A 12,233-nucleotide genomic window follows, 5' to 3' on the forward strand; every position below is an offset into this window, starting at 1 on the left:
CCAGCGCTTGCTGTGAATTTAGCCTGACGCCCAATCCATTTTTTATCTGGAAATCCACAAGCCTTGATTCGTCTGCTGAAGTTTTTCGGGTGGTCTTTCGTCGCCGTATTCTGCGGGCTGTTGCTCGTCCTGAGCGGTGCATTTCTTTATCTTAGTCCGGGCTTGCCGTCCGTGGAGACCTTGAGAAGCATCCAGTTGCAGATTCCGCTCAGGGTCTACACCAGCGATGGCAAGCTGATCGCCGAATTCGGTGAGATGCGCCGCTCGCCCATCCGTTTCGCCGACATTCCGCCGAATTTCATCAATGCCTTGCTGAGTGCCGAAGACGATAATTTCGCCAATCACTACGGGGTCGACCCCAGCAGCCTGATGCGCGCCGCGACCCAACTGATCAAGAGCGGACATATCCAGTCCGGCGGCAGTACCATCACCATGCAGGTGGCGAAGAATTTCTTCCTGTCCAGCGAGCGTAGCTTCTCGCGCAAGACCAACGAGATTCTTCTCGCCCTGCAGATCGAACGCCAACTGACCAAGGATGAAATCCTTGAGCTGTATGTGAACAAGATCTACCTGGGCAACCGCGCCTACGGTATCGAAGCCGCGGCGCAGGTGTATTACGGTAAATCGATCCGTGATATCACCCTGGCCCAGATGGCGATGATTGCCGGCCTGCCAAAAGCCCCGTCACGCTTCAACCCACTGGCCAACCCGGTCCGAGCCAAAGAACGTCGCGACTGGATCCTGGGGCGCATGTATAAACTCGGTAAGATCGACGAAGCTACCTATCAGGCCTCCATCGTCGAGCCGATCAACGCCAGCTACCATGTGCCGACGCCGGAAGTGAACGCGCCGTATATCGCCGAGATGGCCCGTGCCGAAATGGTCGGCCGCTATGGTGGCGAGGCCTACACCGAAGGTTTTCGCGTGACCACCACGGTACCGAGCAACCTCCAGGAACTGGCCACCCATGCGGTTCAGGAAGGCTTGATCACCTATGACCAGCGCCACGGCTATCGCGGCCCCGAGTCCCGCCTGCCAGGCAAGACCCGCGATGCCTGGATCGCGGAACTGGGCAAACAACGTCCCATCAGTGGTCTGGAACCGGCGATTGTCACCCAAGTGGACAAGAACAGCCTGCACGTGCTGACCCGCAACGGCCCGGAAATCGTCGCCTGGGACACCCTGAAATGGGCGCGGCCATACCTCAACACCAATAGCCTGGGCGCCGTGCCAAAACAACCTGCCGATGTCGCTCAGGTCGGCGACCTGATCCGCGTCCAGCGCCAGGCCGACAACAGCCTGAAATTCAGCCAGGTCCCGGCAGCCCAAAGCGCGCTGGTATCCCTTGACCCGCAAAACGGCGCGATTCGCGCCCTGGTCGGCGGCTTCGCCTTCGAGCAAAGCAACTACAACCGCGCCATGCAGGCCAAGCGCCAGCCGGGATCGAGCTTCAAGCCGTTCATCTACAGCGCGGCCCTGGACAACGGCTACACCCCGGCCAGCCTGGTCAACGACGCCCCAATCGTGTTCGTCGACGAGTATCTGGACAAGGTCTGGCGCCCGAAGAACGACACCAACACCTTCCTCGGCCCGATCCGCATGCGCGAGGCGCTGTACAAGTCGCGTAATCTGGTTTCGATTCGCCTACTGCAAAGCCTGGGCGTCGACAAGACGATTGACTACATTGCCAGGTTCGGCTTCAACAAACAGGACCTGCCACGCAACCTGTCCCTGGCTCTGGGTACCGCTACCCTGACGCCGATGGAGATCGCCACCGGCTGGAGCACCTTCGCCAACGGTGGTTACAAGATCACGCCGTACCTGATCGACAAGATCGAAAGCCGCAATGGCGATACCCTGTTCATCGCCAACCCACCGAGCGTGCCGACTGGCAAGGTAGCCAGCAGCGGCATCGCGGCGCCGAGCCAGCCAACGTTTACCGTCAACAATACCGGCGAGGCACCGGCTCCCACAGCCCAGGCTCCGGCTATCGCCGAACGCATCATCGACGGGCGTACCACCTACATCCTCAACAGCATGCTTGAGGACGTGATCAAGCTCGGCACCGGCCGTCGGGCCCTGGCCTTGGGGCGCGGCGACCTGGCGGGCAAGACCGGCACGACTAACGAATCAAAGGACGCCTGGTTCACCGGCTACAACGCCGACTACATCACCACTGTCTGGACCGGCTTCGATCAACCGGAGAGTCTCGGTCGCCGCGAGTTCGGCGGCACCGTAGCACTGCCGATCTGGATGGACTACATGGGGGCCGCGCTCAAGGGCATGCCACTGCACACTCAGGCGGAACCGGAAGGCATCCTCAGTCTGCGGGTCGACCCGGTCAGTGGCCGTGCGGCGACGCCGGGCACACCCAACGCCTACTTCGAGCTGTTCAAGAGCGAAGACACGCCGCCATCGGTCAACGAGCTGGGCAATGGCGGCAGCGCTCCGGGCAGCCCGCTGCCAGCGGACGAAGCGGCGCCGATCGACCTGTTCTGACCTGCGCCTTGACGGAGAGCGGGTTGCCTGACAAGCCCGCTCGCCACAGACACCGCTGCGCCATAAGAACCTGGACACCCCCAACAAAAAAGCCCTGACTCTTTCGAGCCAGGGCTTTTTTGGTGCTACAACAACTTAGCCGTTGAACACGTCATCCACGCTTTTCAGCGGGTAGTTCTTCGGATACGGCAGGGTCGCTACACCAGTCTCGATCGCCGCCTTGGCCACGGCGTCGGAGATCAGGGTGATCAGGCGGGCATCCATCGGCTTGGGAATGATGTACTCACGACCGAACTCCAGCTTGATACCGCCATAGGCCTCGCACACTTCCTGAGGCACCGGCAGCTTGGCCAGTTCGCGCAGAGCGTTGGCCGCGGCCACTTTCATTTCTTCGTTGATGCGCTTGGCACGAACGTCCAGGGCACCACGGAAGATGAACGGGAAACCCAGGACGTTGTTGACCTGGTTCGGGTAGTCCGAACGGCCAGTGGCCATGATCACGTCGCTACGGGTAGCGTGAGCCAGTTCCGGGGAGATTTCCGGGTCCGGGTTCGAGCAGGCGAACACGATGGGGTTAGCTGCCATGGACAGCAGGCCTTCGGCATCCAGCAGGTTCGGACCGGACAGGCCGACGAACACGTCAGCCCCCTTCAAGGCATCAGCCAGGCTGCGCTTGTCGGTCGCGTGGGCGAAGACAGCCTTGTACTGGTTCAGGTCGTCACGGCCAGCGTGGATCACACCAGTACGGTCAACCATGAAGATGTTCTCGATCTTGGCACCCATGCTCACCAGCAGCTTCATGCAGGAGATCGCGGCGGCACCGGCGCCCAGGCAGACAATCTTCGCTTCAGGCAAGGTTTTGCCAGCGATTTCCAGGGCGTTGATCATGCCGGCGGCGGTCACGATCGCGGTACCGTGCTGGTCGTCATGGAATACCGGGATATCGCACTGCTCGATCAGCGCGCGCTCGATCTCAAAACACTCAGGGGCCTTGATGTCTTCCAGGTTGATACCACCGAAGGTAATGGAGATACGCTTGACGGTGTCGATAAAGGCTTGCGGGCTTTCCGAGTCGACTTCGATGTCGAACACGTCGATACCGGCGAAACGCTTGAACAGCACGCCCTTGCCTTCCATTACCGGCTTGGAGGCCAATGGGCCGAGGTTACCCAGGCCGAGAATCGCAGTGCCATCGGAAATGACTGCAACCAGATTGCCCTTGCCAGTGTACTTGTAGGCCAGCTCAGGATCGCGGGCGATTTCACGCACTGGTTCGGCCACGCCAGGGCTGTAGGCCAGCGACAGGTCGCGAGCGGTAGCCGTGGCCTTGGTGAGCTCGACGCTCAGCTTCCCTGGACGAGGATTGGCGTGATATTCGAGAGCGGCAGTTTTCAAATCTGACATGTGGGCATTCCGCTTTTTACTGTGGGACTGACGGACCGCCGAGGATACGCGTGTCGTCAAGTCCTCACAAGACTGACCAGCCAGCGGTGTCAAGGGCCATGTCCTACGACTTTGGCCCAAGGGCCACGAAACACAAAGGCTAAAATGATCACAATCTATCCAAAAAATGTCTACAATTTTTTCTCAGCGTGCCGCCTGAAGCATTCCAGGGTGACTCAACGATAACAACCAGCGCTCTCCCCGCTGGCGCACCACGCTTCGACCGCCACGCTCGACCACCCAGCCACGGGCTTCGACCTGTTTGCCTTTGAGCCCGCTAATCCACAGGGCGTCGAATTGCTCCAGCCGACCGGGCGCGACATGCAATACAACCGACCCCCGCAACTCGATCCATAACCCGCCACGATTGTGTCGAATAGTGCTCACATGACCATTCAGCAGAACAAAACCGGGTTTGCCGATCTGATCCGCCCTCAGTACCGATGGGCGTTTCCAGAGCCCTAGCCGGAGCTGGCGGGCCTGGCGCTCGGCAAGTTGCTGACATTCGAACAAATCGCCGTTGGGCGCTACGGCCACCTGATAAGCCAAGCCCTCGGCGAGCAAGCGCGCTTCGAGGTTCATGCCATCGCTGCCGTACAAATGGGCCAGGGTCCGCCCATACCGGTCATGGCGTTCGCGACCTGCCACCACTCCAACATGGCCGCCGCTTTCCATTACCAGAGCCTGGAGACGTCGGCGCGCGGCCTCGGCAAAGGGTTCACCGGCCCGCCCCTTACGTCCCAGCTCCGGTGCATTGATTCCGATCAGCCGGACATTGCGGCCATCTTTCAGACGAACAGTGTCACCGTCGATGACTCGCTGTACCTCAACTCGTCCAGCGCCAGGCACCATCGGGCAGAACGCCATCACCTGTTCCTGGCAAATTGCACCGACAAAAAAGGCGCTCATAAGGAGCGCCTTTTTTATCAGCGTGGAACGGCCTTTCAGGCTGTCCAGGGAAAAAAGCCTTAGGCCTTCTTCGCACCGAATGTACCGAAACGATCGGCGAACTTCTGAACGCGGCCGCCGGTGTCCAGGGTCTTTTGCTTACCGGTGTAGAACGGGTGGCACTCGTTGCACACGTCGATGGCCAGTGGCTTGGCGAAAGTCGAACGAGTTTCAAACTTGTTGCCGCAGCTGCAAGTCACGGCAACTGCTGGGTATTCTGGATGGATATCAGCTTTCATGGGGACTTCCTCGGCTAGCGTGCCGCCGCCCAACACTATTGTTGAACACCGCACGTAATTTGGCTGGCGATAATACCAGCCTTGCAAAATGAAGCAAGCTGTCACGTACACCGACCGTCTGCTAGGCTCGCGCCCTGGTTCATTACACTACCTGGGAAAACCGCGTGCCCGATGCCATTCTGCGCCTTGCCCTGCCTTCACCTCTGCGCCGCCTGTTTGATTACCGCGCGCCCCAAGGTGTGTTGCGCAGCGAGCTGCATCCCGGCATGCGCTTGCGGGTACCGTTTGGCCGGCGGGAAATGATCGGTATCCTGGTGGAAATCACCGACCACAGCGAAGTCCCGGCAGAAAAGCTCAAGCCGGCGCTCGCCCTGCTCGATGCTACGCCACCCTTGCCGCCGGCGCTGCTCAAACTGTGCCTGTGGACAGCCCAGTATTACCAGCACAGCCTGGGCGACACGCTGAGCTGGGCCTTGCCGGTATTGCTGCGCCAGGGCGAGCTGGCCGAGGCGCGTCAGGAGCGGTTCTGGTCGATCGCTCCGGGCGCCAGGCTCGACGACCCACGCATCGCTCGCGCACCGCGCCAGCGCGAAGCCCTGGCCACCCTGGCTCAGCATCCGCACGGTGTGGCTCATCCGTTATTGAGCAAACTGATGCTGAACAAGGACAGCCTTGACCTATTGCTGGCCAAGGAACTGGTACAGGTGGAGATCCGCCGTCATGCCCCTGGCCAACGCCACGAACACTGGCTGGCGCAACCGGAGCTGCCACTCAACGACGAACAACGTGCCGCCTGCACGGCGATTCGCGCCGGTTTCGGCAGCTTTCAGGCATTTCTGCTGGCTGGCGTCACCGGCAGCGGCAAAACCGAGGTCTACCTGCAACTGATCCGCGAAACCCTCGAAGCCGGCAAACAGGCTCTGGTGCTGATCCCCGAGATCAACCTCGGACCGCAGACCCTGGCGCGTTTCGAACAACGCTTCAACGCACGGATCGCCCTGCTGCATTCCGCGGTCAATGATCGCGAGCGCCTGGATGCCTGGCTCGCGGCACGGGATGGCGAGGCCGATATCATTATCGGCACCCGTTCGGCGCTGTTTACACCAATGAAGCACCCTGGGCTGATCATCATCGATGAAGAGCACGATGGCTCCTATAAACAACAGGAAGGCCTGCGCTATCACGCTCGCGACCTGGCGTTGGTACGCGCCCGGCAAGAAAACATCCCAATCGTCCTGGGTTCGGCCACCCCGTCCCTGGAAAGCCTGCACAACGCCTACATGGGTCGCTACGGCTTGCTACGGCTGAACGAGCGGGCCGGCGGTGCCAAGCAGCCACGCTTCCTTCGCCTGGACGTAAAAAGCCGGCCACTGGACAGTGGCATTTGCGGACCGATGCAGCAGGCCATCGGCCAGACCCTGGCGGCAGGCCAGCAAGTCCTGGTGTTTCTCAACCGCCGTGGCTTCGCCCCGACCCTGCTGTGCCACGACTGCGGCTGGATGTCCGAATGCGTGCGTTGCGATGCCCGCATGACGGTGCACCAGCGCCATGGCGAACTGCGTTGCCACCACTGCGGCCATGTCGAACGCACCCCACGCAACTGTCCGCAATGCGCCAAGGTCGACCTGCGTCCGGTAGGCGCGGGCACCGAGCGCGCCGAAGAGCGACTGGGCATCCTATTTCCCGATTACCCGGTACTGCGGGTCGACCGCGACAGCACCTCGCGAAAGGACGCGATGAACCAACTGTTCGCGACGATCCAGAAAGGCCAGCCCTGTATCCTGGTGGGCACGCAGATGCTTGCCAAAGGGCATCATTTCCCCAGGGTGACGCTGGTTTCGATCCTCGACGCCGATGGCGGGCTGTTTTCCGGTGACTTCCGCGCCAGCGAGCGCATGGCACAATTGATCGTCCAGGTGGCGGGCCGGGCCGGGCGCGCGGAAGAGCCGGGCAAGGTCATCATCCAGACCCATCTGGCAGACCACCCATTGTTGATCCAGCTCACCGAGCAAGGTTATTTCGCCTTTGCCGAACAAGCCTTGAGCGAGCGCCGCGCCGCCGGATTACCGCCCTTTGCCCACTTGGCGCTGTTGCGTGCCGAAGCCCATAAGCCCGGACAGGCCGAAGGTTTTCTCGATGAAGCCTGCAGCGAGGCCGAACGCCTGCTGGCGCAAATGAACCTGGGCGGCATCGAGTTGCTCGGGCCGGTGCCAGCCCCCATGGAGCGTCGGGCCGGACGTTATCGGGCGCAGCTACTGCTACAGGCCAATGCCCGGGCACCGTTGCACCGATTGCTCGGCAGTTGGCGGCGGGTACTGGAGCAGATGCCCGGCGGGCGGCAGGTACGCTGGTCGCTGGATGTCGATCCGGTGGATTTGTATTGAGCCGAGCTGGCGCCACCAGTCTATAACCTGTTGGCAAGCTCACCCCGGCAACGGATAATATCCAGTTTTTCCACCTGCGCATCGAAGCGCCGCCGCGCTTGCGGTCGAAAGAGAACAGCATGAAAAACACCATTCGCCAGTTGATCCAGCAAGCCCTCACCCAACTCGTTGACGAAGGTGTGTTGCCTGAAGGCCTGACGCCGGCGATCCAGGTCGAAAACACCCGAGACAAGAGCCATGGTGACTTCGCCAGCAACATCGCCATGATGCTGGCCAAACCTGCGGGTCTGAAGCCGCGCGACCTGGCGGAAAAATTGATCGCCGCGCTGCCGACCGATGACAACGTCAGTAAGGCGCAAATCGCCGGCCCTGGCTTCATCAACTTCTTCCAGAACACTCAGGCCCTGGCCGCGCGCCTCGATGCCGCGCTGACCGACGCCAACCTGGGCGTGCGCAAGGCAGGCCCGGCGCAACGCACCGTGGTCGACCTGTCGGCCCCCAACCTCGCCAAGGAAATGCACGTCGGCCACCTGCGCTCGACCATCCTTGGTGACGGCGTGGCGCGGGTCCTGGAGTTTCTCGGCGACACCGTGATCCGCCAGAACCATGTCGGCGACTGGGGCACGCAGTTCGGCATGCTGATGGCCTACCTGCAGGAAAACCCGATCAGTAGCAACGAGCTGTCGGACCTGGAGAACTTCTACCGCGCCGCCAAGCAACGCTTCGACGAGTCCAACGAATTCGCCGACCGCGCCCGTAGCCTGGTGGTCAAGCTGCAGGCTGGCGACGCGGATTGCCTGGCGCTATGGGCACGTTTCAAGGACATCTCGCTGTCCCACTGCCAGAAAATCTACGAGTTGCTCAACGTCAAGCTGACCATGGCCGACGTCATGGGTGAAAGTGCCTACAACGACGATCTGATCAATGTAGTCAATGACCTCAAGGCCAAAGGCATGCTGGTCGAGAGTAACGGTGCCCAGTGCGTGTTCCTCGACGAGTTCAAGAACGCCGACGGCGAGCCGCTGCCAGTGATTATCGTCAAGGCCGACGGCGGCTATCTCTACGCCACCACCGACCTGGCCGCCGTGCGCTACCGCAGCAACGTGCTCAAAGCCGATCGTGCGCTGTACTTCGTCGACCAGCGCCAGGCCCTGCACTTCCAGCAAGTATTCGCCGTGGCGCACAAAGCCGGCTTCGTGAACCATCCGATGGACATGGAGCACATGGGCTTCGGCACCATGAACGGCGCCGACGGTCGACCATTCAAGACCCGCGACGGCGGCACCGTGAAGCTCATCGACCTGCTGACCGAGGCCCGCGAGCGCGCCTACAAGCTGGTCAAGGAAAAGAACCCGCAACTGCCCGAGAGCGACCTGCGCGAAATCGCCGAGGTCGTCGGTATCGGCGCGGTGAAGTACGCCGACCTGTCCAAGCACCGCACCAGCGACTACAGTTTCAACTTCGACCTGATGCTCAACTTCGAAGGCAACACCGCGCCGTACCTCCTGTACGCCTACACCCGCGTGGCCGGCGTGTTCCGCAAGCTGGACAAGGATTTCAGCGCAGCGGATGGCCAGATCGTGCTCGACGCCGCCCATGAGCAGGAACTGGCGGCCAGGCTGGCGCAGTTCGGCGAGGTCCTCAACAGCGTCGCCGAAAAAGGTACGCCGCACCTCCTCTGCGCCTACCTGTACGATGTCGCCGGCCTGTTCTCCAGCTTCTACGAGAACTGCCCGATCCTGACCGCCGACAGTCCGGCGCAGATGCAGAGCCGCCTGCGTCTCGCCGCGCTGACCGGTCGCACCCTCAAGCAAGGCCTGGAGCTGCTGGGCCTGGAAACTCTGGAGCGTATGTAAGTTGGCCGCCAAGAAAAAACCCGCACCCAAACGAGGCGCCAGCCGTTACCAAGCTCCTGCAAAAAAGCCGATTCCGGGCTGGTTGTGGCTGGCCATCGGGCTTGGCGTGGGGGCTTTTATCGTGTTTCTGATGAAACTTGAGCCGGGCAAGGGCGATGACGTCAAGCGGGTCAGACAGGAACAGCAGAAAGCGACCAAGATCGCCGAAGCCAACAAGACCCCACCGAGCCCTACCCTGCCGGTGAAACCGAAGTACGACTTCTACACCTTGCTGCCGGAATCGGAAGTCATCGTGCCACCGGAAGCCGTGCCGGAAAAAACCCTGCCGACGCCACAGACCGTGCCGACCACGCCAGTCACCCCGGCCGAAGCGGCGAAGATCGATACCGCACGTGCCCAGGCGGCGCTGGCCGGAATGACCCCGCCACCGCCGCCCCCCGTGGCCAAGCCGGCACCGGCGGCTGTAACGCAGTTCTTCCTGCAGGCCGGCTCGTTCCGCAAGGAAGCCGATGCCGACAAGGTCCGCGCACAGATCATCCTGCTCGGTCAGGCAGTGTCGATTGAGTCGGGAACAGTCAAGGAAGAGACTTGGTACCGGGTGCTGGTCGGTCCGTTCAGCAACCGCGAACAATTGACCACGGCGCAAAAACAACTCGCCGGCAGCGGCTTCAGTAATCTATTGTTACAACAGCGCCAGAGCCGCTGAAACCCGCCCCTGTGGGAGCCGGCCATTCGGCTCCCACAGCTGAACTGCATGACAACAGACGCTTTCCTCTTCCTACACCGCTCGTCCCTCAGCCTTACTTTCGGTTGAAAATCCCTGCGCAATCCCCATATCAGTTTTCATCAGACATTTTCGCCTACCTGCGTGGAGACTCTCCCTTGACCACCATCGTTTCAGTTCGTCGCCACGGCAAAGTCGTCATGGGTGGCGACGGCCAGGTTTCCCTAGGCAACACCGTCATGAAGGGCAACGCGAAAAAAGTCCGTCGCCTCTACCACGGCCAGGTGCTCGCCGGTTTCGCCGGCGCCACCGCCGACGCCTTCACCTTGTTCGAGCGTTTTGAAGGCCAGTTGGAAAAGCACCAGGGCCACCTGGTTCGAGCCGCCGTCGAATTGGCCAAGGAATGGCGCACCGATCGCTCCCTGAGCCGCCTGGAAGCCATGCTGGCGGTCGCCAACAAGGACGCTTCGCTGATCATCACCGGCAACGGCGATGTCGTTGAGCCGGAAGAGGGCTTGATCGCCATGGGTTCCGGGGGTGGCTATGCCCAGGCTGCGGCCAGTGCCCTGTTGAAGAAGACCGAGCTGTCAGCCCGGGAAATCGTCGAGACCGCCCTCGGGATCGCCGGTGATATTTGCGTATTCACTAATCACAACTTCACTATTGAGGAACAGGACCTCGCGGAATAAAGCAGTGCCAGACCCTTGTCTACGCTGATCACTACTGCTTGAGGATCCCACATACCATGTCCATGACCCCCCGCGAAATCGTCCACGAACTCAATCGCCATATCATTGGCCAGGACGATGCTAAGCGCGCCGTTGCCATTGCACTGCGTAACCGTTGGCGCCGCATGCAATTGCCCGAAGAACTGCGCGTTGAAGTCACCCCCAAGAACATCTTGATGATTGGCCCGACCGGCGTCGGCAAGACCGAAATTGCCCGACGCCTGGCCAAGCTGGCCAACGCACCGTTCATCAAGGTCGAAGCGACCAAGTTCACTGAAGTCGGCTATGTCGGGCGTGACGTCGAATCGATTATCCGCGATCTGGCCGACGCCGCGATCAAGCTGCTGCGCGAGCAGGAGATGGTCAAAGTTCGCCACCGCGCCGAAGACGCCGCCGAGGAACGCATTCTCGACGCCCTGCTGCCGCCGGCACGCATGGGCTTCAATGAGGAGGCGGCGCCCAGCCAGGACTCCAATACCCGCCAGCTATTTCGCAAGCGCTTGCGGGAAGGCCAGTTGGATGACAAGGAGATTGAAATCGAGGTCGCGGAACACGCCGGCGTTGATATCTCCGCGCCGCCGGGCATGGAAGAAATGACCAACCAACTGCAGAGCCTGTTCGCCAACATGGGCAAGGGCAAGCGTAAGAACCGTAAGCTCAAGGTCAAGGAGGCGCTTAAGCTGGTGCGCGATGAAGAGGCCGGGCGCCTGGTCAACGACGAAGAGTTGAAGGCCAAGGCCCTGGAAGCGGTCGAGCAGCACGGCATCGTCTTCATCGACGAGATCGACAAAGTGGCCAAGCGCGGCAATGTCGGCGGCGCCGACGTCTCTCGTGAGGGCGTACAACGCGACCTGCTGCCGCTGATCGAAGGCTGCACCGTCAACACCAAGCTGGGCATGGTCAAGACTGACCACATCCTGTTTATCGCTTCCGGGGCGTTCCACCTGAGCAAGCCGAGCGACCTGGTGCCCGAGCTGCAAGGCCGCCTGCCAATCCGTGTCGAACTCAAGGCCTTGAGCCCGGGAGATTTTGAACGCATTCTCAGCGAACCACACGCCTCGTTGACCGAGCAGTATCGCGAGTTGCTGAAAACCGAAGGCCTGAGCATCGAGTTTCAGCCGGATGGCATCAAGCGTCTCGCCGAGATCGCCTGGCAGGTCAACGAGAAGACCGAAAACATCGGCGCCCGGCGCCTGCACACGCTGCTCGAACGCCTGCTCGAAGAGGTCTCGTTCAGTGCCGGCGACCTGGCGAGTGCCCAGGGCGTCGAGCCGATTCGCATCGACGCTGCCTATGTCGACAGCCACCTCGGTGAATTGGCGCAGAACGAAGACCTGTCGCGGTATATCCTGTAATCCTCGACCTGCGGGAGCCAGCCGGCTCCCGCAGGAGGCTCTTACCTAGACAGGTTA

9 protein-coding genes are annotated in these 12,233 nt (G+C 61.2%); 6 read left to right on the plus strand and 3 right to left on the minus strand.

From position 1 onward, the window contains the following. Nucleotides 1-63: 63 nt before the first annotated feature. Nucleotides 64-2,499, plus strand: coding sequence for a penicillin-binding protein 1A (locus AWM79_RS17365; RefSeq protein WP_060783380.1), 2,436 nt, complete (start codon nucleotides 64-66; stop codon nucleotides 2,497-2,499). Between the two features lie 135 nt (nucleotides 2,500-2,634). Here the strand turns inward: AWM79_RS17365 and AWM79_RS17370 are convergent, their stop codons facing one another. The 3 genes from AWM79_RS17370 to rpmE form a co-directional block, all read right to left on the minus strand. Continuing rightward, nucleotides 2,635-3,903 (minus strand): malic enzyme-like NAD(P)-binding protein, encoded by a 1,269-nt coding sequence (locus AWM79_RS17370; RefSeq protein ID WP_060783381.1) that lies wholly within the window; start codon nucleotides 3,901-3,903, stop codon nucleotides 2,635-2,637. 183 nt (nucleotides 3,904-4,086) lie between these two features. Then, a complete protein-coding gene (locus tag AWM79_RS17375; protein ID WP_082712638.1) occupies nucleotides 4,087-4,851 on the minus strand; it encodes a thermonuclease family protein in 765 nt (254 codons plus the stop codon). Between the two features lie 59 nt (nucleotides 4,852-4,910). Continuing rightward, entirely contained in the window at nucleotides 4,911-5,129 is a 219-nt protein-coding gene (gene rpmE / locus AWM79_RS17380; RefSeq protein WP_017132761.1) for a 50S ribosomal protein L31, read from the minus strand. Between the two features lie 164 nt (nucleotides 5,130-5,293). Here rpmE and AWM79_RS17385 point away from each other — a divergent pair, with 164 nt between their 5' ends. The 5 genes from AWM79_RS17385 (at nucleotide 5,294) to hslU (ending at nucleotide 12,176) form a co-directional block, all read left to right on the plus strand. Then, nucleotides 5,294-7,513: a primosomal protein N' gene (locus AWM79_RS17385; RefSeq protein WP_060783383.1), complete on the plus strand. Its 2,220-nt coding sequence runs from the start codon at nucleotides 5,294-5,296 to the stop codon at nucleotides 7,511-7,513. Nucleotides 7,514-7,632: 119 nt separating this feature from the next. Beyond that, nucleotides 7,633-9,369, plus strand: a complete 1,737-nt coding sequence (argS, locus tag AWM79_RS17390) for an arginine--tRNA ligase (protein WP_017132763.1) — start codon at nucleotides 7,633-7,635, stop codon at nucleotides 9,367-9,369. A gap of 1 nt (nucleotide 9,370) precedes the next feature. Continuing rightward, nucleotides 9,371-10,075: an SPOR domain-containing protein gene (locus tag AWM79_RS17395; protein ID WP_017132764.1), complete on the plus strand. Its 705-nt coding sequence runs from the start codon at nucleotides 9,371-9,373 to the stop codon at nucleotides 10,073-10,075. A 176-nt stretch (nucleotides 10,076-10,251) separates the two neighbouring features. Beyond that, on the plus strand, nucleotides 10,252-10,782 hold the full coding sequence (gene hslV, locus AWM79_RS17400) for an ATP-dependent protease subunit HslV (RefSeq protein WP_060783384.1): 531 nt from the start codon (nucleotides 10,252-10,254) through the stop codon (nucleotides 10,780-10,782). 56 nt (nucleotides 10,783-10,838) lie between these two features. Beyond that, on the plus strand, nucleotides 10,839-12,176 hold the full coding sequence (gene hslU / locus AWM79_RS17405; RefSeq protein WP_060783385.1) for an ATP-dependent protease ATPase subunit HslU: 1,338 nt from the start codon (nucleotides 10,839-10,841) through the stop codon (nucleotides 12,174-12,176). The last annotated feature ends 57 nt before the right edge of the window (nucleotides 12,177-12,233 follow it).

Origin of the sequence: Pseudomonas agarici, assembly GCF_001543125.1 — a bacterium.
GTDB classification, from domain to species: Bacteria; Pseudomonadota; Gammaproteobacteria; order Pseudomonadales; family Pseudomonadaceae; genus Aquipseudomonas; species Aquipseudomonas agarici.